Genomic DNA, 23827 nt, shown 5'->3' on the forward strand with positions numbered 1-23827 from the left:
GCAAAGATTTTTTGCCTTCAGTGGTTCAAGGGAAGGCAGGCTTACTTCAGCGGCACCACCTGGATATCAACCGTGGCTGTCACTTCTGGATGCAGCTTGATTTCAACTTTGTAGGCTCCCAGCTTGTGGATCTCAGGTACGGCAATGGTGCGGCGATCGAGTTCGATTCCCACCGCAGACTGGATAGCGTCGGCCACATCCTGGTTGGTTACGGTACCAAAAATTGCTTCGTTTTCGCCCACCTGTTTAGAAATTGCCAAACGGCTGGCCTTTTCCAGTGCGGCTTTCTGGGCTTCTGCTTCTTTCTTCAGTTCCAACAAGCGCTGACGCTCGGCTTCCCGACGGCGCTCTACCTGTTTAAGGATGCCTGGTGTAGTGTGAACCGCCAACCCACGCGGCAGCAAATAATTGCGTGCGTAGCCCGGTGCGACTTCTACTAAGTCACCAGCCCGACCGAGCTTGCTGATATCTTGATTTAAAACTAACTGAACCCGCTTAGCCATGTTTCCCTAATCCTAGAACTTAAACTGCACAGTTCAAAGCCGGTCTCACCGGGTGGATCTCCTGTTGCAGGCCAATCCAAACCCAGATCAGGCTTTAACCCATCCGGCTGCTCAACTTTACTCCTGCAATATTCCCTGAATAAAGTTAAATTGGCAGCGATAGCCAGACACACTATCCTAGCGAACTGGGATATCTGAGCGCAAGCGCCCAACCGTTTGTCAAACCGTTTGCAAAATCTCGTCGTCCGTCGAAAAATCCACCTCGGCCTGAGCGCGGCCAGACGTTAGATAGTCGTTCTGAAACGAATCTTGCAGCCCAGTCACCAAATCATATTCGGGTCGCCAGTACAGGTCTTTTTGCGCCTTGTGAACATCGGCAAAGAAATGCTGTACCCGCAGCGGAAAAGCTTTGCGCTTACCGAAGTCGAACTGCTTGGGGTCGTAATGCACGATCTGGATCTGGTCGGGGGATTTCCCGGCTGCAACCGCACAGGCCCGCGCCAATCCGTCAAACGTGATATAGCGCGTATCCGACACGTTGTAGATTTGGCCCACGGCTCTAGGATTACCCAACACCGCCACCATTGCTGCTGCTAGATCCTTGACATGGCCGAGCTGGGTCAGGTGCAGGCCGTTACCGGGAATGGGAAGCGGACGGTCGCGCACAATTCGGTCAAAGAACCAGGCTTCTAGATCGTTGTAGTTTTGCGGGCCATAGATGTAGACCGGCCGAATCGCGGTGAAGGGGATGCCCTGTTCGGCCAAATACTGCTCGGTGGCAAACTTGCCCTTATGCCGACTGTTGGGATCGACTGGGTCGCTTTCGACATGAGGCATCTGGTCAGATTTTTGGTAAACGCCCGCTGAGCTGACATAGACAAAGTGTTTCACCCGATCTTTGAAGATTTCGACCAGGGGCTGGGTATCGCTGAGTTCGCGGCCATTGTTGTCGAAGATGGCGTCAAACTCTTCGTCGGCTAGGTTGGTTTTCAAAGCCTCTGGATCGGTGCGGTCTCCCTGGATCTGTTTTTCAATTCCTAGAGAAGCAGGCCGATTACCCCGATTAAACAGCACCACATCATGCTCTTGAGCGGTCAACAGGCGAGTCAGATAGACGCCAATGAAGCGGGTGCCGCCCATGATCAAAATTCGCATTAACTTCTGTCCCCCTACAGTTAGCAATGGAAGCGCTGTTCTCATCCTATGCTGGATTGTCGCCTTTTCTTGCGGCGGAAGGGGTGGGTGGGGGAGATGGGGGAGATGGGGGAGATGGGGGAGATGGGGGAGATGCGGCTCGTGAGCCTCGCCGAACGAGGGGAGAGTTGGTGAAGTTTGTCTGAAGTTGGTTGCATTCGTTGGAACAACTGGGGTTGGGGAGTTATCACAAGAGGCAGTTCAATCAAATCTCTGTCCCCGATCACCTCAGCAGCTAAACCATGCGTGGAACTGTACTCTTCCTGCTGCGGACGGCAATTGGCATCTTAATCGCCTTGCTAGCTGCGGTTTTCTTTCTGCTTGCCGATAATGCGCCAAGTCTGCCGAATGTCCCGTTCGCGGGTATTGCAATTAGGGCTGGGTCGCAGACGGTTCATTTGCCCAACCGCATCTTTCGCTGCGATCAGGTGGCTCAGCAGGTTCAATGCAACACGACGCTCCAGAATCAGACGTTGAGTTTGATTTGGCAGCAGAGTAGCAATGCCCCACCCACCCTCAGCCGCTGTCAGGCCCTGTTTGCGGGTAAACCGCTGCAATGTAGTGATGCGGGCATGGACTACATCGGACGGAAAGGGCTGCTGTCGTATTATCAGCTTGAGGGGCTGGGGTTGAGCCAGTCCCAACTGCGAGATCTGCGACGCCAATATCGTTGGAGCAATGCGCTCAGCCAAATCGGTGAAGCTCGCTTGCTGCAACTTTCAACCGCCGTGGCGTTGCTGACTGGCGTGCTGGTGGCTATCATCAACTGGTTTTATCCCGGTCGGCTGGCAGAGGTGTTTATTAGTTTTGCGGCCGCAGCAGGAACCTTCGTGCTGGTTTGGCAGTGGTTTGGCTCAGTGCCTTACGATCGGCTGACAGGCTTCGGAATTTCGCCCGAAATTTGGACTGGGTTGGCTCCTAGTTTGGCCCTGCTAGCCGCCCTGCTGACTGGAATCGTAACGGCTAGACTGCTTGAGGGACGGTTTCGGCGTCGCGATCGAATTGGACCTATCCTAATCACAGGTGCAGGCATGTTTAGCTTGACCTTCGTCTCGCTGCCAGGGTTGTTTCAAACTTTTGCACCGCTCAACTCCCCAAGTCTGATGAATTTTGCACCACTCTTGGCCGCAGGCATCTCTACTGGGGTAGGAGTAGCAACGATCGGCTTACTCTGGGTTTACAGCGATCGTTCGATCCGCACATTTCTGAGTATGGGCAGTGGGCTGGGCGCGTTTGGTCTGCTGTCGCTGCTGTTTTTAATCAGTCTGCTAGAGTTGGGCTATGCCGACTAGGATGGGTCAGTAGGTTACAAAGTAGATGGCAAATCGTCTTTCTAGAGACTATTCTTCTGGCCAATCCAGTCGTAGGATAGTAGACGCTTAAAATCGATCCGTGAGGGATTCTATGCTGTTTTCAGGAGCGAAACCGGCCTTGTTAGTGCTGGCAGACGGAACTGCCTATCGTGGTTGGTCCTTTGGGGCAGCGGGTACGACAATCGGGGAAGTGGTGTTCAATACGGGCATGACTGGGTATCAAGAAGTGTTGACCGATCCCAGCTATCGCGGCCAAATTATCACGTTCACCTATCCGGAGTTGGGGAACACGGGCGTCAATCCAGAGGATGAGGAATCGGATCGGCCCCATGTTCGCGGTGTGGTGGCCCGCAATATCTGCGCTCGCCCCAGCAACTGGCGGTCTACTGAGTCGCTGCCGGATTACCTGAAACGCCACGGAATTCCCGGCATCTATGGCATCGACACCCGCGCCCTGACGCGCAAAATTCGTTCGGTTGGGGCCATGAACGGGGCCATCTCCACCGAAATTCTCGACCCAGGCGACCTGCTGCTGAAGGTGCAGGAAGCTCCCAGCATGGCTGGCTTGAATCTGGTCAGGGAAGTCACCACCCAGTCAATTTACGAATGGACCGTCCCCACCGACTCGGTTTGGGAGTTTAGCGGTAAACCCAGGGAAGGCGAACCGCTCTTTACCGTAGTGGCGATTGACTTTGGCATTAAACGCAACATTCTGCGACGGTTGGCGAGCTACAGTTGCCGCGTGATTGTGGTTCCGGCTAACACCCCAGCGGAGGAGATTCTCAAGTACAACCCAGACGGCATTTTTCTCTCCAACGGTCCGGGCGACCCGGCAGTGGTAACCGAAGGCATCGAAACCACTAAAGCCTTATTGAAGGCATACCAGAAGCCAATGTTTGGTATCTGTATGGGCCACCAGATTTTGGGCCTGTCGCTGGGAGCAGAAACCTTTAAGCTCAAATTTGGGCACCGCGGCTTGAACCAGCCCTGCGGCTTGAGTCAGCAGGTGGAAATTACCAGCCAAAATCACGGCTTTGCCATCGCGGCTGAAACCCTGCCCAATACTGATGTGGAGATCACTCACCTCAACTTGAACGACAAAACCGTTGCCGGTCTGCGGCACAAGTCCCTACCGCTGTTCTCGGTGCAATATCACCCAGAGGCCAGCCCCGGTCCCCACGATGCCGACTACCTGTTTGAGCAGTTTGTCGAGGCGATGCAGCAGCATCGGCAGCAGAGGGTATAGGCAGTCAATAACCTGAAGCCCAGTGAAGAGCCTGTGATCCAAATCCTGACTTCCTTCTATGGTTTGTATAGAATTGTAACGGAGGGAATGGAAAAATCTGGATACAGGCTTTTCATGCTCCAGAGGGCGTTCTGAATTTCGCATAGTTGAGGTGGCATGGTTCAGCGGACATTATTGGGTCAGGGAACCTGGTTTCGGTTTGCTTTGCAAATTCGCGGCTCGGTCATCCCGGCGATTTTGGGGCGGACTGTCTTCTGTGGTGCGCTTGGAGGTGTGGTTTCCGGTTTGCACTTTCTCGGTGTGCCTGTGTCGCTGCCGGTTTTGGCGGGTGTGATTCCCAACATCGTGCTGGGTTTAATGCTGGTGTTCCGAACCAACACGGCCTACGAGCGCTTTTGGGAAGGACGAAAGCTTTGGGGCAACCTGATTAACACTACCCGCAATCTAGCGCGACAGATCTGGGTGGTGGTGCTGGAGAAGGAACCTCAGGATCGGCAGGATAAAATTACAGCCCTCTACTCACTGGTGGCGTTTGCCGTGGCTACGAAGCTACATCTGCGGCAGGAGCCGGTCAATCATGAGCTAGAAGCGTTGCTGCCCGCACCGCGGTACAATCGGCTCAAGGGCATGAATAACCCGCCCCTCGAAATTGCCTTCTGGATCCAGGACTATTTGCAGCAACAGCATTATCGCCATTGTGTAGGCGACTACCAGCTCCTCACCCTCCAGCAACTCTTGAATAGCCTGGTGGATACCTTGGGCGGCTGTGAGCGCATCTTAAAAACGCCGATTCCGCTGGCCTATGCGATTCATTTAAAGCAGCTGCTGTTGATCTACTGCCTGACGCTGCCGTTTCAGTTTGTTAGCCAGCTCGGCTGGTGGACAGCTCCGATGGTGGCCCTGATGAGTTTTACACTATTCGGCATCGAAGAAATCGGCGTCGAGATCGAGAACCCGTTTGGACGCGACCCCAACGATCTGCCGCTGGATCAAATCTGTGAGACAATGCAGCGAAATATCGAGGATTTGATATCACTCACCCCGGCCAGTTCTGAGGTGATGGTGCAGCAAGAGTCTTACGCTGATCCAGATAAACAGCTTCTAGGCAAATGAGTTTCCCAGCGGTCTAGTCGGGATACCAGAACATGCCTTTGATGCCTTCTGGGTCGGGCATGAAGCCCAAGCCACGGTAGAAATCGATCACATGGGGGTCAGCAAATAGGGTGATGTTGCTAATATCTTCGCTGCGTAGACGCTTGATCATTTGACGCATCAGGGCTTTGCCGAGGCCCTTGCCCTGAAAATCGGGATGCACCACCACATCCCAAATCGTGGCATTAAAGGCATGGTCCGACGTGGCTCGAGAGAAGCCAACTAACCGACGCTGGGTGCCTCGCTGCTCCCACATTGAAACCACCAGAAAACTGTGCTGAATGGCCTTCTTGACTTTGCGCAACGGACGACGAGACCAACCAACCGCATCGCAGAGTTCCTCTAGTTCGTAGAGGTCGATGTCTCGATCGGTGCTGAATAAGATGCGTGAATTCCCGACCGTCACTGTGGGCACGGTCTGGCGATCGGTTTCTGCTGACTTCGGGGCGGCAGCATCAGTAGTACTAAATAAGCTCTTCCAAAAACCCATGCAGGCGCGGTTCAGGTAATACAGAGGTTAGTAGACAGTGTTAGCAGACAGTAATAGTTAGTATAGAGCGGATCTCTCGTATGATTCTTACATCGCTAATTTACTCTGAGTAAGGCGACTGTGAACCAACAAGAAATCTTCATTTTTGTGAGGAGGTGCGTCAAGTTATGAAAGATTCTTCATAAGACAGGGTTCTATAGATCATACTGAACCACCCAAGCGTCCCTGAATTCTCTTTCTGTCCGTTGACCGGGTTATCTACCAGCTTATGGCTCCAGGGCTGAAATCGTCTACGCTAGATTTGCTCAAGCGCTTCAACCGAGCGTTTCCTCAGTTCTATGAGCAATTTGTCAGCAGCGAGATCCAGTTACAGAATCTAAGACTTGCCTACCAACTCTATAAGTCTCGCCAAGCGGTGATTGAGCTCAGCCCAGAGGGCAACAAAAGCGCGCTGCATTTCGCCTATCGCAACCAATCGTTTCTATTAAGCGACATTTTTGGGGTGCTGGCCGCCTACGGCCTGACGATTCATAGCCTCAGCCTATACGGACAGATTTATCCTCCGATGCTGGTGTTTATTAAGCTAGTGGTTTCTCGCGGTGGTAAGGCCCTAGCGGACAAAACTGCTGAGAACGTTTGCCGTGCGATTCGAGAAGCCCTGGCCGGTCGGTTTGAGGTCGAAGAAATGCTGGCGGTTGAGTTTAACCTGGATGCGGGGCTGGAACAGGTAGAAACTGAGTTTTATGTAGATCCGGTATTCCATCTGCCTGCCCTTTTGATCGAGGCCGACAACCAGCCGGGACTATTCTACAAAGTCATGTACGCGATTTGGCAGGAGGATTTGCTGATTGTGAATGCCAACTTGCTGGTTTGGCGCGGCAGGACCCGGCTGATTCTCTATCTGCTAGGTCCCAACGAAAATTTGATTCCGGAATACCTGGGGCAGAAAATTGCGGAAGGCGTGCGCCAACGCTTGTTAGGACGACAGCTTTAGAAAAATGGCTCCAGGTTGAGTTAAAGCATCGCCGTCGTCCAGAATTGAACTAACCTAAACGGCTTCTAGCTCCGTTGGGATGCCTAAGATAGGGCAGGGCGAGCAGGGGACTAGCTGTTGCACCAAGGGATGGGTAATATCACTACAGCCGACAAACAACAGATCGGCAGCTTGGGCTTCGACCACTTGCTGTAGCTCGGTGGCAACTGCACCAAACCGGAGATGGGCTTCGAGAGAGCCGCGCCATTCATCCGATAAGCAGCGGGCCTGCCAAAGAATCCGATCTACCTGCTCTAGCGTATTGGCCAAAGATACGGTGGAGGACTGCCGTTCTGCAACTTGCGTTCCACTTGGCCGCGAGAGGGTGCCTGTATCGCACTGAAAACCAAACCGTTCAGCACTAGGCAGGTGACAATTGGCCGCTTCTTGTAAATCCAAGCGATCTAGGGGTGCCTTTGGAATAGTGCTCTCTAGCGAGTTATAGCAATCAATCACGTAAACGACATGGACAGTAACCTGCTTTTGCGTAGCGAGCCGAGTCTGGTATGCCATCCATAAAATGAAATCCAGCGCCGTCTGGCTATTGGGAGAACCGTTGTAGCCAATCACAAAATTGCCGTTAATTTCGGACGACTTGTCTAAGTTTAAGCCAGGATAGAGCAGCATTTGCTCACTCAGATTATCCTGACCGAGCGCGTTTTGCAGACGCAACAGCATGGGTTTGATGTTCATAACACTTACGAAGGTGAGGAATCAAGCAAAGGTAGATTGCAGATGGTTCGCGAACGGAATTGTTCAGCCACAGACTCGCATAACACGGCTTGGAAGATAGGCTACTGCAAATTGAAAAGACGGAGGAGGTCACTTGTTTAGGAAGATTTAGGGGTAAAACAGCGGGTTGAATGTTTCTGCTAAAACCACTCAAATTCCTGAAGCCAGCATTGTTTAGAGCTAGCTGCTTTACCAGCGCCATCCTAACTGACCATCCTTGACCATTAGCGGAATCCTAGAGGGATCCTGTTTACAGGTGTTGCTGAAACGATTTGGCATGAGCAAATGGCGGTTCATCTCTAGTATGGCTCAGAATCCCAAATTGAACCTGCTGCCCCAGCAACCATAAATTAAGGTTATCCAGCCGCTTCTTTAAGTCTTATTCGGCTATCTAATTCTGATCTGACCGAGACATGAACGATATCTTAAGCATTTTGAGCGGCGTTCCCGACGATGCCACCGGCCCAACAATCTCATGACAAAATCTCCCCAAAGTTAACAACAAGTGCAATAAACACTACACTCAACCAATTGGAGATACTGACGAGAGCAGGCAATTAAAATTCTGTCTCTTCAGTCTCCCCTCACCGCCGACGGAGTTAGCTGACGGGCTAGGGCTGAGAGGTACCCCTTTAACAAAGTGAGTCAAAACGGACTCACAATTGCAAAATGCGCCCCTTATAAAGTGGTTCCTCCGCTCTGGTCACTGCATTAGATGACACCACTAAACTCTTGTGACCAGATTAGGCTGACTCTACAAACTAGCACTGCAAACCAACTTAATGAACAAATCTGGAAGTAAAAGGTTGGCTTGTCACGCTGGCATCCTCATGCTTTTGCAATGTAACACTGTCATCGGTTAGCGTCAATCTGCCATTGGGGCGATTAAAATTGACCCAGTTTAGCGCCTTGGCTCGGTTTATCAACCTTTTTCTATCCATGGATAGCTGAAAAGGCTGCTACAAAAGTTAAGACTTGTAGACATAAACCCAACGTCCCCCTGCTGACTCCGTAAAATCTCGGTATGATTCTATGCATGTCCTCGCATGTTTTCACTAATTGTTGGATCACCATGTTGAGTCACTGTTAGTCACGATTAGTCACTGTTAGTCACTACAGCCCAAGTCACAAGCATGGCTGTAGTAATACCTGTTGTAACCATTTCGTTTTGAGAGCTTAGGGCAATGGTCGATCTGGTCATACTGCTAATTATTTCAGTTGCGGTTATGGCAGCGTTTGGGTTGGTGGTGGCTGGTTTCGTCTGGGCACCTTGGTTGATTGGACTAGTGCTTGTCGTATTGCTGGTGGCCCTGATGCGGATAGCTGGCTCTAGCGAACAACAGCTGCTAGCAGAATTAGACCAAACGGGTGAAGTCGTTTCTCCAGAAGTGCCCACTACTTCACAAGAGGCTCAGGAGGAAGCTACCGAGCCAGTCATGTACTACCGGGGAGTCAAGTATAAGCGCAGCGAACCCCAGCCCACTCAGCAATCCGCTCCGTCTGAACAGGCTATTGATGTTGAGTGTAAGTATCGCGGTCACCCCTGGAAGCCTTCAGCCTGATTCTTCGGGCAGGCAGTCGCACGTCAAATTTAGTCGCACTGCAATTCTATTCAGCCTGCCCTAGATTAGTCACACCCACAGGTGCAGGAGCTGCCATCGCCTGTAGGCTTTGGCAACGAATTAATTCAGTCACAGTCGGATTGGGTCGTCCTTCTAGGCGAGTCACGGCAGTAATGGCTTCGGCGAGGGCTTGAGCCGCTTCAGTCTTGCTATAGCCGCGTCGTTGGGCAATTTGTATCGCCTTCTCATCGGCAGCAATTTCCAAGTCGTCGCTACAGTTTTGTCGCCAAATTTGCGCCACCGCCAGGGCTGTTAAGGTACCAAACGTTACCGCACCAGCCGCATTGACTTGTAGCAGTTCCAGCAGCGTTAAACCCGCCCCCGCAGCAGCTAAGCCTTGAAAGAGCGTGGGCTTAAACCACTGAACCGAAAGCAGCCAGCTCACCGTGTGAAGCAAGAGCAAATCCTGCTGCGCCTGAGGTAGCTGATTCCACAGGTCAAAATTGATTTGGATCGGGCGAGTCTCCTGACCAGGGCGAGGCAATTTGGCCGCAATCACCTGTGGCTGCTGATTATTCTCCACAATTTTGCAGTACATGCGCCCAGAGGCTGGCATCAAATCAAGGAGACGGCTAATTTCTGATCTGGCAACCATCGCTTTACCCTAACTGGCAGTTGTTTGAGGGGCACAAAACTTTTCTACGCAGCGCACAAACAGTTCAACCCCAATCCCTAAAGCAGTTTCGTCAAAATCAAACCGGGGATGGTGATGCGGATAGCTCAAGCCTTTGTTTAGATTGGCTGACCCCAGAAAGAAGTAGCATCCCGGCACGGCTTGCAGAAAATAGGACATATCTTCACCGCCCATGGTTTGGCAGTCGGGCACAATTCCTGCTGGGGTTTCAATCACGGTTTCAGCCACCGATTGGACCAAGTTCACAATAGCCCGATTGTTGATCACCGGTGGATAAAACTCTTGGTAGTCGAGCTGGTAGCTAGCGCCATGACTCTGGCAGATGCCTGCTACAATTTGCTCGATCCGCTGCTGAAAAAATCCCTTCAGGGCTGGGTCAAAGTAGCGCACAGTGCCGCTAAGGCGAGCCGCATCGGCAATCACATTATTGGCATGACCGGCATGGAACTCACCTATGGTAACAACACCGGCCTGTAGGGGATTCACATTGCGGGCCACAATTGTTTGCAGGGCGTTAACCACCTGTGCACCGATGACAATCGCATCCATGGTCTGGTGCGGCATCGCTCCGTGGCCGCCTCTGCCCTGTATTACCAGATCAAAAACTTCGACTGCCGCCATCAGCGCCCCGTCTCGGATACCAACCGTACCCAACGGCAAGTTGTTCCACAGATGCAGGCCAATAATCGCGTCTACCTCTGGATGGTGCAGCACCCCCGCCTCGATCATTGGTTTAGCGCCGCCCGGCCCTTCCTCTGCGGGTTGAAAGATAATTTTCACCGTGCCGCTAAAACAGTCGGGATGGTGAGCCAGGTAGCAAGCGGTCCCCAGCGCAATCGTGGTGTGTCCATCGTGACCACAGGCATGCATCCGCCCCTCGTGCAGGGAACGGTAAGGAACGGGGTTCGCTTCCTGGATCGGCAGCGCATCCATATCGGCTCGAATAGCCAAAACCGGACCGGGTTGCTTACCTGCAATTACAGCAACAACGCCTGTGCCGGCAATGCCGGTTTGATGTTTGATGCCCCACGCTTGCAGTTTGTGCGTTACGAATTCAGCCGTCAGATGCTCCTGAAATCCCAATTCTGGACGTTGATGCAGATAGCGCCGCCACTCCACTAACTGCGATTGCAGCGCCTGGATCTCTGCTCGAATGCGGGAATGGTCAATTGAGAACGGAGCTAGAGACGTTGAAACCATGATGATCAGTCGCTATAGAAAGGGTAAGGACCGGTGTTTGAAACATCGAACTCAGTCGAGTCAAACAGTCCTATAACTTAAAGTGCTTCTTTACCTAAGGTAGCGGATTGTCTGCCCGAATCGCTCCTGATCGAATGATGTGATACACGATTCAACTCCATGCCCAATCACCCTGTCCCACGGTTAGAAGAATCAGAGGCGTTTTGGCAGCACCATTTTCGTCCGGCATTCCCCCAAGATCGACGACAAATCCGCGTGTTGCTGCGTAGCTACGACGACCAAGCGGCCAACTTAGCTCGCGGCTGGCGATTGGGGCACTATTTGGGTTTGGGTTTGGTACTGGCCTTGATACTGCACGGGCTAATAGCGGTGGGCGGGATCCAGCTTCTGCTGTATGGGACGCTGGGTTTGGGCACGGTGCTGCTGGTCGGCTGGCTGAATTCCTGGCTGTTTGCAGATTGGCAAAATTATTGGGTGATCGAACAGAACCAGCAGTTGATTGCCTGCGCTAGACGGACTGGCTACAACTCCTACGCGGTGCTGTGTGATGTGGTTGTAGCACCAAAATATCGCCATCACGGTGTGGGAACCCTGCTGATTGCCGCAATGACGCGCATGGAAACTCAACCACTCTACTTAGCTTGCTGCCCCAAGCTGATTCCGTTCTACCGGCGCTTTCAGTTTGTGGTGATCAATCCGCATTCGCTGACGGCTTACCTAAGACGAGAACTAGGGCTAGAGCAAAATCCAGCCTTGGTGGTACTGTGCTACAGCCCCTCCAATGTGAAGGATCAACCGATTGGGTGCCACCCACCAGACAACACTTAAAACCTTGTAGAAAACAAATCGTTTGCTTCTATTGGCTGTTAGTGATTGAACTAGAAATAATATTTTTAACCAAATTATTTTTAACCAAATGGAGATTTTTAGAATATGTTGCTTTTAATTTTGATTGATAAATAAGCTAAATATTTTCAGAACAGCTGAGAAATAATCAAAAACGGCTGACCGCAAGAAATACCAATTCTTTGGGATAAAAAACCAGGCATAACTATTCTGGGGAGAAACCCAAATCAGCGAAAAGAAAATGAAGGATCTTTTCAGTTGCAGCCAGCGAAGCTTAATCCATCACCAACCTGAACTAACAAGCTGAACGAATAGAAACCAGGCACCCCAACAACCAGTCAGCAAAATCAAAAAACGAAAAAGCTCTCGGGCGTCTTTCCATGTTTCGACTCCAAGAGCTTCTTCTTGCTTTACTCCTCACACTGCGTCAAGCATATCATGCTTTTTTGGGAATGGCACCCCCTCTTGAAAAAATTGTTTTACTGGGTTGTTTTACTGGGGCTGGAGTTCTATCAGAGCGGCCTGTTGCACAGGTTGTCTCTAGCTGGGTCTCTAGCTGGGCTGCAAAAGCAGTTCCTCTAGGCCGGGCAGCAACCGTTCTAGCTCCCATTCAGCGGCTACCTGAGCGAGTTTGTTGAGATCCGCCAGATCGGCCAAGTGCGGCATACAGCCCAAAACCGGCTTTCGAGTCAAAGATTGGATGAGGTCAATCGGTGCCCAGTTCTCCCAATCTTGAGCACAGCAAGGCTGGACGGCATTCAGAATGATTCCTTTGAGGTGGATTTTGGATTGATTAGCTAGAGCCACATTGGCTACGGCATGAGCTACAGCTCCGGGCTGGACAGGCACAACGAGCACAGTGGGCAAATGCCAGTCCCAAGCAAGATCGGCCATTGTAGTTTCGTAGGTGAGTGGGGACCCCAGACCACCCCAGGCTTCTAGTAAAACAAAATCGCGCTGCTGAAGCTGCTGGATCTGCTGCCAAACTAGCTCTAGTTCGATTTGCCTGCCGTCTTTAGCGGTAGCAATTGCTGGCAAAGTGCTCAACATTAGCGGCGTAATCTCTGTGGCAGACTGGTCAAGCTTAAACTGGCGTACCAGTAACTCCCTGTCTCGCCCAATAGAAGCCCCGTCAGTAGAAGGACTATCACCAGAAGCGCTGTAGCCGTCCCTAGGGCAGTCGATTGGCTTCATAACACCCAAGCGGCGAGAAGAGCAATACCGCTGCCAATAGGCGATTAGCGCCATGATCACGACAGTTTTCCCAACCTTGGTATCTGTTCCAGCAATGAGTAGCGTGTTCAAGCATCCTCCTAATTTCAACAAGTGGTTTCAGGTGGCGAAGCAACCCCGCTTCCAGTTAGTATGAGAAAGCGGCTATAATTTAGCCTAACGGGATGTAGCGCAGCTTGGTAGCGCGCCTGCTTTGGGAGCAGGATGTCGCAGGTTCAAATCCTGTCATCCCGACTTTTAGACGGTTTGAACTTGTTTGAACTATTTACCGGCAGGATCTTTGCCAGCCTGAATGGTGGAATCGATTTTGATTTTGCCCGTATAGTCAATAGTCCAGACCTCATAGCTACCGATGACATCGCCACTTTTGGTGAAATCAACTGGGCCACTCACGCCCTGATAGTTGATCTCTTTGCCTTCACGCACTAGCGCCAATGCTCGGCAGATATCGCTAACCTCCAAACCGGGCGGGTTAGCAACTTCCAGAATTTTGCCCTTAATAGCGGTGCCGCTGGTGGCCTTAGCTGCTTCAGCAGCGAGGATAGTGACGGCGGCAGCATCCCACGTATTGGGATCATAGAGATTGGGAGCGCGGTTAAAGCGTTTTTTGTAGTTATCGCGAAATGCCTCCATCACAGGACTAGATGTAGCAGGAGCAATGCCCACAACCCCGGAAGCAATATAGCGGCCATCAATAGATTGCCCGACCCGACTCGCCAGGTTTTCGGTTTTCATGCTGGCGGTGAGCAAAACCTTGGTGTTGCCACTCCATAGCCCTGACTCAAACGCGGTTTTGAGAATTTCGCTGCCCAGGTAAGGTTCAGCCACAATCAATACCGCATCAGGTTGTCCACTAAACGCGGTATAAAAATCGACGCCATAGAGAGCAGCGTAGGGACTGTAGCGATTGGAACTGCCGCTGACGGTACCTCCCAATTGCTTGAAAGTGGCTTCAAAGGAGCGGGCAATGCTGTTGCCGTAGTCGTTGTCGATTGCCAGGACGGATACAGTTTTGAAGCCGCGTTTTTGGGCTAACCTCGCCAGCGCTTCACCCTGCACCGGATCCGGTGGCATGGTCCGAAACCAAAACCCCTGCAATGCGCCTTTTTGGGCACGCTCGGTCAGAACTGAACTAGCGCTCGCTGGAGAAATTTGCACGACCTGATTTTTAACAGCAATATCAACTGCGGCATTGGATACCTCGCTGCCGATTGCTCCAATCACAGCCCCAACTCGTTCAACCTCGGCCAGCCGCCTCATAGCGGTTCTTCCAACCGTCGCACTGCTTTGATCATCTTCAGATAAAAGCTGCACTGCCTGCCCTAAAACACCATTGCAACCGTTGACGGTTTCGACCAGCATTTGGGTGGTGTCTTGCATCGTGCTGCCGTACCTGGCCAAACTGCCCGATAGAGAAAACAGCAGCCCTAACTTGAGTGGTTCGGCGTTTGCAGGGGTTAGGGTGGACGTGGACCGCCGATTCGCCGGTTGAGTGAAGGAAATGGGAACGGTTGTGCAGCCTGTTAGTGCGACTAAAAGCAGCACGATGCTTCGGTGCATCTTGAAGCCTGACCCAATGCGTCGGCAGGAGGCTGCTTTGTCATGCCATTTGGTTGATCGAACCATCGATCGTTTACCTCATCGGAAATCCAAATTCTTTCGCTGATCCAGATGAATCTAGATGAATCTAACTGTGTAAGCTTGTCGCTTTGGCAGATTTGTTTGACTTGTTTTGACTTGTTTTGCTTTGCTTGGCTTAATTCGAACATGGTCTACAACCTGTTCTTACAGCCAGGGGAACCCCCAACCCGGATTGGCTGTCATGCACAACTACTTCAGGTAGAAAGCAATCTCCGTATGTTCCTTGCTATTCAGCCAGTTTCATCGCTCAGTCTCCCAGCCCAAGCTATAAACTTTGGTTTTATCCGGTGCGCCATCAGATTCTGCCCACAAGATAGGACGTATAAAACAGGACAGGCTGATCCAACTACTGTAGGGCTGAGGCTGTCAAGACGGCTGAAACACCTCTTTAGAATAGCTTCAAGCTATCTTTGGGTTAGAGTTGGTCGAATTGACCAGAATTTACTAGAAGTTTGCTTCAGTATTTGCTCCAGTCAGGTTGATGGCGCTGAGGATGTGTCATGGGAAACTCTGTCCCAACGGTTGCCGATGGCGTGAAAGTATGTAACTCTATTCAGCGAGTTCTTGCCGTTCTCCGACTAGTCTGCACTAACTTTTGGCCGTAGGGAAATCAACCGCAGACTGGTCCGAAAACTGAGAGGAAACGTAAATGCAGCTACGTAATTGCAGCTATGGTGGCAAATCAAGATGGGTCATGATGCTCTGAGAAATTTCGATAGTCTGAGTTCAGAGATTTGATGATTGGCTACCGCTCAAATACGTTCAAATCAGCGATGATCAGGCGATGATATGCCTTTTTGTTAAACATGCTAGTGACGCGACTAGGAGCAGTTATGAAATCATTCATTCGTTGGAGTAAAAAGCTTGGTTTGGTGAGCGGCCTTGTCTTAGGCTCGCTGCTTGCCAACAGCCTACAGGTGCTGGCATTGACCACTGAACAAGTGGTAGAGCGTCTACGTTCGGTGCCGGTATTTGCGCTGGCAAATAATGAAGGCAAGCCATTGGTTGCAGTGCCCACGGAAGGTGCTGATCCAAGCCAGACCCCCAATATCTTTGTGTTTATGAATCAACAGGATGCCCAAACTTCGCTCAACAACTTGAGAACGCGGGATCCCCAAACTGCTGAAGGCATCCAGGTAATGCCAATCTCGCTGGCCAAGATTTATGAATACGAAGTGAATCAGCAAGAGGAGGATGACCGGGTCCGGTTCACATTTATTCCAGATCGGCAGCAGGTAGAAGCTGCCCGAACAGTTTTACAACAAGCAGGCGAAAATGCCCAACAGTTTGAAGGTGTACCTCTGTTTGTGGCGCGATCTGGCGGTGAAGATGGTGGCTATCTGGTAATTGAACAGGGCGACCAGCAGGTGGTACCCATGTATTTTGACCGGGCCGGCTTGCAGTCCCTACTCGATCGGTTGCAGCAGGTGCAGCCTGACCTTGCTTCGAGCGTGACGGTGCAGGTGGTGAACCTGGAAAGCGTGCTGCAAACGCTGCATACCAGCGACAACGAAGAGCTGACTCGGATCGTTTTGGTGCCCTCTCAGTCCAGCATTGACTTTATTCGTTCGCAGCAAGGACAGGGGCAGGGGCAGCCGCAACAGCCGCAACAGCCGCAACAATAGGTGGTGAGTGAAAATCGCCTGGTTTAGATGAGTGGATGGGTGGATGAGGGATGAACCACCCATTCGCTGCCTAGCACTTGTCCAATGCGCACCTTCAAATTGAACTGGACTATTGAACTGGACTATTGAACTGGACTATTGAAACTGTTGGGCGTAGAACCGGGCATAGCGATTACCTTGTGCCAAGAGGTCGGTGTGGGTTCCCGATTCAACGATTTGCCCTTGCTCGATGACTAGAATCCGGTCGGCCCGGCGGACGGTAGCGAGGCGATGGGCAATCATGAACACCGTGCGGTTTTGCATCAGGCGTTCCAAAGCTTCCTGCACCAAGGCTTCTGACTCAGCATCCAGGGCGGAAGTGGCTTCGTCCAAAATTAAAATGCGGGGGTCGAGCAGCACCGCTCGGGCAATCGCAAGCCGCTGGCGCTGACCGCCCGATAGGTTGACGCCCCGCTCACCCACCCAGGTGTGATAGCCCTGAGAGAACTGGCTGATGAACTGGTGGGCATTGGCGACTTTGGCAGCGGCCTGCACTGCATCTAGATCAAAGTCTTTTTGACCAAAGGCAATATTTTGGGCAATGGTGCCGGAAAATAGCACGGTTTCCTGGGGGACAATGCCAATCTGACGGCGCAGGCTGCGGAGACTGACCGCTCGAATGTCGATGCCGTCGATCAAAATAGTGCCATCTTGAGGGTCATAGAAGCGGGGCAGCAGGTTGACCAGGGTGGTTTTTCCAGCGCCGGAGCTGCCCACCAGCGCCACGGCTTCGCCTGGATCCACCCGTAAATTCAACTGCCGCAGCACGGGCTGGTCAGGCTGGTAGCTAAAGCTGACATTGCGGTATTCCACCTTGCCTGTCACGGGAGGCAGCAGGACAGCGTTGGGTTTTTCGATCACGGCAGGCTGAATTTCAAACAGCTCGAAGACGCGGTCGATCGAGGCTTGGCCCTGCTTGAATTCGTTGTAATTATCAGTGAGGTGGGCAATCGGGTCGATCAGCATCAGGGCGGCAATGACATAGCTGCCAAACTGCTCGCCAGTGAGGTTGCCGGAGGCGATTTGCCAGCCTCCTAGCAGCAGCAGCAGCAGCACGCTCAGAAGCTGCAGGAACCCAACTACGGGAAACTGGACAGCCTTTAACCAGGCTGCCGCGTATTTGGCTTGACGGTTGCGCTCGGCCTCTTGCTGGAAGCGCTCAATTTCGTAATCTTCTGCGGCAAAGGCTTGCACCAACCGAATGCCGCTAAACACTTCGGTTAACAGGGCCGACAGGTCCGATACTAGATTTTGGCTGCGGCGAGAAAATACCAGCATGCGGTCGCCAAACCAGCTAATCAGAACGCCCATTAGCGGCGCTACGACCAGACTGGCTAGGGTCAACTGCCAGTTGAGATAAACCATGTAGCCGAATACGACGATTAGCTGCAAAACACAGGGAGTGGCGTCGTGGAACAGTTTATTGATCACCTCGCCAATCCGGTCGATGTCTTCGGTGAGGCGATAGGTGAGGTCGCCGGTTTTGGCGGTTTCAAAATAGCTGAGGCTGAGGCTTTGCAAATGGGCATAAACACGATTCCGCAGGTCTAGGGCAATAGCAAAAGCGGCTTTGGCCATCTGGGAATCTTGCCCGTACTGAGCCGCTTTGTGCACCAAGAATACAGCAGCTAACACGGCCGACCCACGCACCAGTGCGCCTAAATCTCCCTGTACCAGCAACGCCAGCAGCCGTCCTGCCAGATGGGCCATCAGCGGCCAAGCGGCGGTAAACACCAGCGTACAGGACAGAGCTGTTGCAATCGAGCGCCAGTGGGGTTGCCAATAGGGCAGGAGCTGCCAATAGTGCGACCGCTGGGTTGGGTCTTCCTTTGCTTTCATTGGCTAAAACCTGGTTTCGAACTCAAGCACGGCCCGATTCTCATCTTTAAAGTTGGTGGAACCCCGCAGCAGCAATTCGTCCGTGAGGCGATAGCGGAGGCTGAATAGAGGCGGTGCGGGTACGGTCAAAAGCTGAAGTAGCGAAACCGACAAATCATTGGTGATGTCAACCCCAAGTTCGGCAGCCAGGGCCAGACTGGTGGTCCGGTTATCTTCAGAAATGATTGTGGTGGGGAAGAGTCGGAAGTCGCTCAGACCCAAGGTGTCATTAATCAAGTTTTGCAATCCAGTTAACAACGGCGAACCGGCGATGCTAGCCAGTGCGGTGGTGGGGTCTCCCTGCACATTGCCAAGAAAGCCGCCGCCCAAAAGTGCCAGGATTTCAGTTTCTGATCGGCTGGGGCTACTCGTCAACTCCAGGTTATTGAACAGCTGACTGGCGGGTCCGGTAGCGGTGGCCTGAACCCGCACGGTTTGGATGGCGCCAAAGTCCCCAGCCGACGGGGTGTCAACAATTTCCGAGACTGGAAAGGGCGAGTCGGTGCGGGTGGGATAGCGCGTCACTTCCGGGATCGAGGTGGCTAATCGCACATCCAGGATTGGATCTAGCCCAAACCGGGAATCAAACACCGCCGTATTGCGATAGCCGCGCACTAGGTTGAATTGGGTCGTAAACAGGTTCACCTGCCCACTGCGCAGCCGCACGGTGCCATCCAGCAGCGGATCGGCTTGGGTACCATTGACCAAGAGCGTACCCTGTACCAAGAAATTCAGAACCGGATTGTAAACCACGCGCAGCCGGTCGCCCAGCGTCACTTGCAGATTGTCAAATTGGGGCGGACTAAAGGTATTGCCGTTGCCGTTTCTGGCAAACGCTGGAGCCGTGTCGTCAGCAACCGGCGTCACGGCTGTAGGTTGCTCGCCAGGAATGATAATGCGTCCATCACTGAGCAGAATCTCTCCCCCGATTTGGGGCGCAAGGGCGGCTCCGGTAATCAACACCCGGCCTTGGACATCGCCCCGGTACAGGTCTTCCAGATCAATCGTGATCCGATCCAAACTCACCAGTAGGGGATTGACGATGTCTTGATCATTGGTGCTGAGGGGAAACAGCAGCGGCAGCACTCCGTTTGCAGCCACTAAGCCGTTGCCAAATTCACCCGTGACATTGTTGACCCGAATCCGGTCCTGGTCAAACAAAATCGTGCCGTTGACGTTAGTAATATCTTGGGGCAGGGCGCTGGAGCCGATCTGGGCATTGGTCAAGGTGGCGGTTCCACTGGCAGTTAGATCTCGGAAGTTAGTGGCTCCTGGTAGCAGTTCGCCCGACACTTGCAGTGCCACATTGCCTTCACCGCCTCGCCAGATCACCTGATCGGTGAATAGATTGATCAAGCTGAGGCTATCGTTGGCAACGAGCAGGCTGAGATTGAGCTGGTCGTTATCTGGTTCAACTTCGGCAAAAGGCAGCTGATAGGGAATACTGCCATCGAACTTAAACTCAGCATCTGGGTCAGGTGCGGCGGTAGCAGTTTCCGGCGTTTCTGCATCTGGCTCGGCCACCCGGCGGGTGAAGAAGGTGAGGCGGGCATCGTTGTAGCCAAAGATCGTGCGCAGCGGCGGAATTGTTTTGGTTTGGTCAATCCGGCCTTCGGTCAGGTTAATCGCACCCTCAAACTGGGGGTTCTCGATACTGCCACCCAGGGTCGCTGAAGCTTGCAGCTTGCCTTCGATGTCAATGGGCACATCAAACAGATCCCGCACCGCCGCTACCGGCAAGTTTTCGATCTCCAACTGGCCGGACTGATTGGGGCCACCGATCCGGCCCCGGAAGGAAAACAGCGAATCGTTGGTTTGGAAACTCAAGGGCAGCAGCTCTAGTACGCCATCTCGGAAGCTGCCTTCAGCAACGACCTGGTTGATTTCGTACTGCTGGCAGCGATCGGTCAGCACGGTTTGGGTGAGGTGATTCACCTGGGTCGAACATTCGCCCCACTGCCAGTCTGCACCCGCCAGATTGAAGTCAACCGCTGGGCCGGTTTGGTTAGAATAGGCCAGATCCACCGTGCCGGTAAAGCTACCTTCTAAAGTAGATAGCTCTGGGAATAGGGTCCCCTCTTCTCGAGCCAGCACTTGCTGACGATAAAGCGCCTCGATTTCGGAATAGCGCCGCAGTTGGTTTTCGAGGGTGGCGTTGGGCATCCCCACGGCCACGGTTCTCACATCCGCTTCGCTGCCCAAGTCAGGAGGCCCAACTCGACCCAGATCGGCTAGCTCAAACCAGCGCAGTAGGGTGAGCAAATCCTCGACTCGACCTTCATCTGCAACCAGCCTGCCCACTAACACTTGCTCCGCCGTAGGGTTGTAGCTACCGCTCAGGAAGTAGCGACTGTTGCCAAACCGGAACTGAGCGCCTTCCTCCAGCACTGCCACCCCATTGATGTAGCGAAAGCGTCCGGTAAACAAACTCTGGGGACAGGTAGGCGCTTGACTCGGATCTTCCGGCAGACCCAGGATCGGACATCCGGCTTCTCCAGGTGCAACTGCTGGAAACAGATCGGCATTGATGTAGCCCAGGGCTGGATTGACAATCGCTACTTCACCAATAACGGCGGGATTGCTGAGATCTGCCAAATTTAGATCAAAATTACCGCTGAGTTGCCCGCTGACCTGACCCAAATTGCCTGCTGCCACATTCAGAGCGGTAAGGGGAAAGTTTCTCAGGGTTGCCAACAGCCGGTCGCCGTTGCCTCGACCTTGGGCGATGGTTTCTCCTTGCTGCACATAGAACGACCGCGGTCGATTACGGTCATCCAGCACTAAAGCAATCCGGTCTTGCTGACCAGCCACATCTAGGTTCAACCCCTGATCGAGGGCATAGCGCAAATCTCCTGAAAGGCGCGATTCAAACACCAGGGTATTGACCGCCAAATCGTTTAAACCCAAGCGACCGGCCACTACAACGGCATCGAGGGGACCCGTAATCCGACCGCTAAAATCCGCCGTGCCTGCGACCTGGAATTGCTCTGGGATGGGAACCGGAAAATCGGTGAGCCGATAGTCCTGCAAATTGACATTAAAGTCGAGATTTTCGATTGCTGGTGCCCCTTCGCCGCTCAGCCGCACTAGCACCACACCATCGCCTTGAAAGCCGGGAGCCGAGGCGTCTAACACCTGGAGCCGGTCCCCCAGCCAGCGCACCGATGCCGTCAATGGCTCGTTGATAATCGCCAACCCTTCTGAGAGGCGCACTTCTCCCTCAGCCTGGATCGCTGCCAAGTCGAAATTATCCAAACGGCCTGCTAGTCGAAAATTGCCGCTGAATAAGCCCCGCAACTCTGGGCTGAACTGACTCAACTCAATGCCAGAGGTGTCGAGCAACGCCTGCCAGCGCCCCTGCCGAATCAAGCCACTGCCGCGCACAATGCCGCCTGCCACCAGCAGGGCTGTATCCTCAAACTGGACATCGCCACCCCCGATCACCACTCGCCCCCGGCCTGGATAGGTGGCCTGAGGAGCCTGCCACTGCACCACGGTTTGGATATTATCCAGCGGACCAATCACCTGAGCGGTGGCATCGACTCGTCCGAGCGTGAAGTTGGGGCTAGCGGCCCCATAGGCTTGGGCGATCGCATCACCAGCTAGATTATTGGCCCGCACATCCACCACCACGCCGCCCCGCTCACCCAGTTTGACCGTGCCATTAGCGGTAATCACCCCCCCGCCCACTGGCACAGCCCGCAAGTCCTCGAGCACAATCGCCTGGGGAGTGGCTGCAAACGCCAGTTGGGTCTCCCGGAACTGCAGTTGGTCGATCTGCACCGGCTGGAGATTTTCCACGGTGCCAGCAACCAAGGGCTGGTCGATCGCACCGCTCACTCTGGCTTCAGCCTTAAAAGTACCGCTTGCAGAGACAGGTAGGTCAGAAGCTTGGAGGTCTAGCGTTTCCAGAATTTCGGCTACCGTGGCTTGCGGAATCTGGATGCGCAGGTCGTAGCCTTTTTGAGTGTCTAGGCTGCCCCCCACCTTGGCTAAAATCTCGCCATAGCGCCCCTGGAAGTTTTGCAAAGCCACGCGCTGGCCCTCAAATGCCAAGGTTCCACTCACCTGCTCAAACGGTTTGGGCGCACCCTCCAGCACACCCGCCACATTTTGCAGCTGCACGGTGCCGTCGAATTGTAGCGGCTGATTATTGGGGGGAAATAACACCTCTAAATTGGTGCCAACCCGTCCGGTGCGGAGCTGCAGCGGCAGCGGTACCAGCAAACTGACATCGGGGGCAAGAATATCTCGACTGTCTACGGCGAGCCTGGTTTCTCCGACTTCTAAATTGGTGGTGCCCCGCAGCCGCAAATTGCCACCCGTTTCTGGTCGTGTGGTGAAATCGTAGCCAATCAACTGGTTGTTGTTGCGAAAGGTGACGCTGCCGTTGATCTCCTGTAGTCCGACAACCGTATTCACCGCTTGCCGGGGCGACAAGGTTTCGGGAGCGTCTTCCGAGGGGTCAGGAGGCTGCGATTCATCTAGCTCGACCGGCTGGGAGGCTTCCACTCCTCCATAGGCAGCCAACTGAGCTGTACCATCCTGAATCCGCAGCGTATCCAGCTCGATCTTGATCGGGCTTTCTTCCTCGTCACCTTCCTGGATTTTGGTGGTAATCCAGGCTCCGTCTGCATCTTGAGCAATGTAGGCATCCGGGCGCACCAAGGTGACATCCAAGCTGAGGGTCCGGTCCCACAGCAGCTCCAACAAATTGAACTGGACCTCGACCCTTTCTACCGTCAAACGGTCAGGATCAGTCGCGGTGGGCGGCACGCTCGATTCGCCAAATGTGAGCTGGTTCAGCGAAATTCCTGCAACTGGCCCGACCTCCACCGGGCGATCAAAGGTTTTGCTCAGGTTCTCTGCCACCAGAGGCGCTAACTGCTCGTTAATGAAGCGCCAAGCCAACCAGCCCGCGGCAGCCGCTCCGACTAAAACAACTCCACTCCCCAACAGGATCAGGCGCAATCTCCGTCGAGGTCTGGGATTTTGCTCAGGTTCTGGACTCGAATTTGAAGCTTGGGTCATCTCTGTCTCACCGCTGCACCCAACCCTGGCCTGGGAGGATCGTTACCATTGCTGAACCGATGCTTAATCAACCAAAGGATCGAACCAATTGATCAATTCATTCATTAACTAATAAGTCGTGACCTGATGACATCAATCTATGAGCCGATGGCAATTGGCATAGCAACTGCACCTCCAACAGACCGCAACAGGGTTAGCTCCTAAGAAGAATAAACTTGGGCGGCAGGGGAATCAAGAGGAAAGCGACAGGAATCACAATATTTAGTTGGGGGGTGGGGAGTGGGGAGTGGGGGGTGGGGAGTGGGGAGTGGGGAGTGGGGAGTGGGGAGTGGGGAGTTTAAGCGACTCACACTCCTGATACCAATTCACGATTGGGTTGCTGCTCGTTTAATTCCTCCCATCTTTGCTCTAAGAG

General features: G+C 53.1%; 18 protein-coding genes, 1 tRNA gene and 1 riboswitch. Of the genes, 9 read left to right on the forward strand and 10 right to left on the reverse strand.

The window, feature by feature from the left end:
* Window positions 1–41: 41 nt before the first annotated feature.
* The gene (gene rplI, locus HJG54_RS19005) at window positions 42–503 is read right to left on the reverse strand and encodes a 50S ribosomal protein L9 (protein WP_316430668.1); all 462 of its coding nucleotides are present in this window, start codon (window positions 501–503) and stop codon (window positions 42–44) included.
* Between the two features lie 219 nt (window positions 504–722).
* Window positions 723–1658: an NAD-dependent epimerase/dehydratase family protein gene (locus HJG54_RS19010; RefSeq protein WP_316430669.1), complete on the reverse strand. Its 936-nt coding sequence runs from the start codon at window positions 1656–1658 to the stop codon at window positions 723–725.
* 26 nt (window positions 1659–1684) lie between these two features.
* Here HJG54_RS19010 and HJG54_RS19015 point away from each other — a divergent pair, with 26 nt between their 5' ends.
* The 4 genes from HJG54_RS19015 (at window position 1685) to HJG54_RS19030 (ending at window position 5369) form a co-directional block, all read left to right on the forward strand.
* Window positions 1685–1843 carry a hypothetical protein gene (locus tag HJG54_RS19015; protein ID WP_316430670.1) on the forward strand — a complete coding sequence of 53 codons (159 nt, stop codon included), beginning with the start codon at window positions 1685–1687 and terminating at the stop codon, window positions 1841–1843.
* 96 nt (window positions 1844–1939) lie between these two features.
* Window positions 1940–2989: a hypothetical protein gene (locus HJG54_RS19020; RefSeq protein WP_316430672.1), complete on the forward strand. Its 1050-nt coding sequence runs from the start codon at window positions 1940–1942 to the stop codon at window positions 2987–2989.
* Window positions 2990–3101: 112 nt separating this feature from the next.
* Window positions 3102–4256: a glutamine-hydrolyzing carbamoyl-phosphate synthase small subunit gene (gene carA / locus HJG54_RS19025; protein ID WP_316430674.1), complete on the forward strand. Its 1155-nt coding sequence runs from the start codon at window positions 3102–3104 to the stop codon at window positions 4254–4256.
* Between the two features lie 156 nt (window positions 4257–4412).
* Complete coding sequence (locus HJG54_RS19030) at window positions 4413–5369, forward strand: bestrophin family protein (RefSeq protein ID WP_316430676.1); 957 nt, start codon at window positions 4413–4415, stop codon at window positions 5367–5369.
* A gap of 13 nt (window positions 5370–5382) precedes the next feature.
* Here HJG54_RS19030 and HJG54_RS19035 read toward each other — a convergent pair whose 3' ends face one another.
* A complete protein-coding gene (locus HJG54_RS19035) occupies window positions 5383–5898 on the reverse strand; it encodes a GNAT family N-acetyltransferase (protein WP_316430678.1) in 516 nt (171 codons plus the stop codon).
* A gap of 268 nt (window positions 5899–6166) precedes the next feature.
* Here HJG54_RS19035 and HJG54_RS19040 point away from each other — a divergent pair, with 268 nt between their 5' ends.
* Entirely contained in the window at window positions 6167–6892 is a 726-nt protein-coding gene (locus HJG54_RS19040) for a hypothetical protein (protein WP_036003359.1), read from the forward strand.
* A gap of 54 nt (window positions 6893–6946) precedes the next feature.
* Here HJG54_RS19040 and HJG54_RS19045 read toward each other — a convergent pair whose 3' ends face one another.
* On the reverse strand, window positions 6947–7624 hold the full coding sequence (locus HJG54_RS19045) for a universal stress protein (RefSeq protein ID WP_316430681.1): 678 nt from the start codon (window positions 7622–7624) through the stop codon (window positions 6947–6949).
* 612 nt (window positions 7625–8236) lie between these two features.
* Window positions 8237–8391, reverse strand: a riboswitch (cyclic di-AMP (ydaO/yuaA leader).
* Window positions 8392–8847: 456 nt separating this feature from the next.
* Here HJG54_RS19045 and HJG54_RS19050 point away from each other — a divergent pair.
* A complete protein-coding gene (locus HJG54_RS19050) occupies window positions 8848–9225 on the forward strand; it encodes a hypothetical protein (protein WP_316430683.1) in 378 nt (125 codons plus the stop codon).
* A gap of 46 nt (window positions 9226–9271) precedes the next feature.
* Here the strand turns inward: HJG54_RS19050 and HJG54_RS19055 are convergent, their stop codons facing one another.
* Both HJG54_RS19055 and HJG54_RS19060 read right to left on the reverse strand, forming a co-directional pair.
* A complete protein-coding gene (locus HJG54_RS19055; protein ID WP_316430685.1) occupies window positions 9272–9880 on the reverse strand; it encodes a DUF3318 domain-containing protein in 609 nt (202 codons plus the stop codon).
* 9 nt (window positions 9881–9889) lie between these two features.
* On the reverse strand, window positions 9890–11119 hold the full coding sequence (locus HJG54_RS19060; protein ID WP_316430686.1) for a M20 metallopeptidase family protein: 1230 nt from the start codon (window positions 11117–11119) through the stop codon (window positions 9890–9892).
* Between the two features lie 159 nt (window positions 11120–11278).
* Here HJG54_RS19060 and HJG54_RS19065 point away from each other — a divergent pair, with 159 nt between their 5' ends.
* Window positions 11279–11947 (forward strand): GNAT family N-acetyltransferase, encoded by a 669-nt coding sequence (locus HJG54_RS19065; RefSeq protein WP_316430688.1) that lies wholly within the window; start codon window positions 11279–11281, stop codon window positions 11945–11947.
* Between the two features lie 570 nt (window positions 11948–12517).
* Here HJG54_RS19065 and bioD read toward each other — a convergent pair.
* On the reverse strand, window positions 12518–13270 hold the full coding sequence (gene bioD, locus HJG54_RS19070) for a dethiobiotin synthase (protein WP_316430691.1): 753 nt from the start codon (window positions 13268–13270) through the stop codon (window positions 12518–12520).
* An 88-nt stretch (window positions 13271–13358) separates the two neighbouring features.
* Between bioD and HJG54_RS19075 the strand changes: the two genes are divergently transcribed.
* Window positions 13359–13432: transfer RNA gene (locus HJG54_RS19075), tRNA-Pro, on the forward strand.
* A gap of 27 nt (window positions 13433–13459) precedes the next feature.
* Here HJG54_RS19075 and HJG54_RS19080 read toward each other — a convergent pair.
* Window positions 13460–14824: an ABC transporter substrate-binding protein gene (locus tag HJG54_RS19080; RefSeq protein ID WP_316430692.1), complete on the reverse strand. Its 1365-nt coding sequence runs from the start codon at window positions 14822–14824 to the stop codon at window positions 13460–13462.
* An 848-nt stretch (window positions 14825–15672) separates the two neighbouring features.
* On the opposite strand from HJG54_RS19080, the gene HJG54_RS19085 reads away from it, so the two are divergent.
* Window positions 15673–16464 (forward strand): Tic22 family protein, encoded by a 792-nt coding sequence (locus HJG54_RS19085; RefSeq protein ID WP_316430693.1) that lies wholly within the window; start codon window positions 15673–15675, stop codon window positions 16462–16464.
* A gap of 135 nt (window positions 16465–16599) precedes the next feature.
* Here the strand turns inward: HJG54_RS19085 and HJG54_RS19090 are convergent, their stop codons facing one another.
* Both HJG54_RS19090 and HJG54_RS19095 read right to left on the reverse strand, forming a co-directional pair.
* Complete coding sequence (locus HJG54_RS19090; protein ID WP_316430694.1) at window positions 16600–18342, reverse strand: ABC transporter ATP-binding protein; 1743 nt, start codon at window positions 18340–18342, stop codon at window positions 16600–16602.
* A 3-nt stretch (window positions 18343–18345) separates the two neighbouring features.
* Window positions 18346–23412, reverse strand: a complete 5067-nt coding sequence (locus HJG54_RS19095) for a translocation/assembly module TamB domain-containing protein (RefSeq protein ID WP_316430696.1) — start codon at window positions 23410–23412, stop codon at window positions 18346–18348.
* Window positions 23413–23827 lie beyond the last annotated feature (415 nt).

The organism is Leptolyngbya sp. NK1-12, assembly GCF_032598965.1.
Classification (GTDB): domain Bacteria; phylum Cyanobacteriota; class Cyanobacteriia; order Elainellales; family Elainellaceae; genus Elainella.

What these genes read in the sequence shown, in the direction of transcription:
- HJG54_RS19060 (WP_316430686.1), bottom strand. Translation starts at nt 11,119, where the DNA reads ATGGTTTCAACGTCTCTAGCTCCGTTCTCAATTGACCATTCCCGCATT.
- carA (WP_316430674.1), top strand. Translation starts at nt 3,102, where the DNA reads ATGCTGTTTTCAGGAGCGAAACCGGCCTTGTTAGTGCTGGCAGACGGA.
- HJG54_RS19050 (WP_316430683.1), top strand. Translation starts at nt 8,848, where the DNA reads ATGGTCGATCTGGTCATACTGCTAATTATTTCAGTTGCGGTTATGGCA.
- HJG54_RS19085 (WP_316430693.1), top strand. Translation starts at nt 15,673, where the DNA reads ATGAAATCATTCATTCGTTGGAGTAAAAAGCTTGGTTTGGTGAGCGGC.
- HJG54_RS19065 (WP_316430688.1), top strand. Translation starts at nt 11,279, where the DNA reads ATGCCCAATCACCCTGTCCCACGGTTAGAAGAATCAGAGGCGTTTTGG.
- HJG54_RS19040 (WP_036003359.1), top strand. Translation starts at nt 6,167, where the DNA reads ATGGCTCCAGGGCTGAAATCGTCTACGCTAGATTTGCTCAAGCGCTTC.
- HJG54_RS19015 (WP_316430670.1), top strand. Translation starts at nt 1,685, where the DNA reads ATGGAAGCGCTGTTCTCATCCTATGCTGGATTGTCGCCTTTTCTTGCG.
- HJG54_RS19030 (WP_316430676.1), top strand. Translation starts at nt 4,413, where the DNA reads ATGGTTCAGCGGACATTATTGGGTCAGGGAACCTGGTTTCGGTTTGCT.
- HJG54_RS19010 (WP_316430669.1), bottom strand. Translation starts at nt 1,658, where the DNA reads ATGCGAATTTTGATCATGGGCGGCACCCGCTTCATTGGCGTCTATCTG.
- HJG54_RS19055 (WP_316430685.1), bottom strand. Translation starts at nt 9,880, where the DNA reads ATGGTTGCCAGATCAGAAATTAGCCGTCTCCTTGATTTGATGCCAGCC.
- HJG54_RS19020 (WP_316430672.1), top strand. Translation starts at nt 1,940, where the DNA reads ATGCGTGGAACTGTACTCTTCCTGCTGCGGACGGCAATTGGCATCTTA.
- HJG54_RS19045 (WP_316430681.1), bottom strand. Translation starts at nt 7,624, where the DNA reads ATGAACATCAAACCCATGCTGTTGCGTCTGCAAAACGCGCTCGGTCAG.
- rplI (WP_316430668.1), bottom strand. Translation starts at nt 503, where the DNA reads ATGGCTAAGCGGGTTCAGTTAGTTTTAAATCAAGATATCAGCAAGCTC.
- HJG54_RS19035 (WP_316430678.1), bottom strand. Translation starts at nt 5,898, where the DNA reads ATGGGTTTTTGGAAGAGCTTATTTAGTACTACTGATGCTGCCGCCCCG.
- HJG54_RS19080 (WP_316430692.1), bottom strand. Translation starts at nt 14,824, where the DNA reads ATGGTTCGATCAACCAAATGGCATGACAAAGCAGCCTCCTGCCGACGC.
- HJG54_RS19095 (WP_316430696.1), bottom strand. Translation starts at nt 23,412, where the DNA reads ATGACCCAAGCTTCAAATTCGAGTCCAGAACCTGAGCAAAATCCCAGA.
- HJG54_RS19090 (WP_316430694.1), bottom strand. Translation starts at nt 18,342, where the DNA reads ATGAAAGCAAAGGAAGACCCAACCCAGCGGTCGCACTATTGGCAGCTC.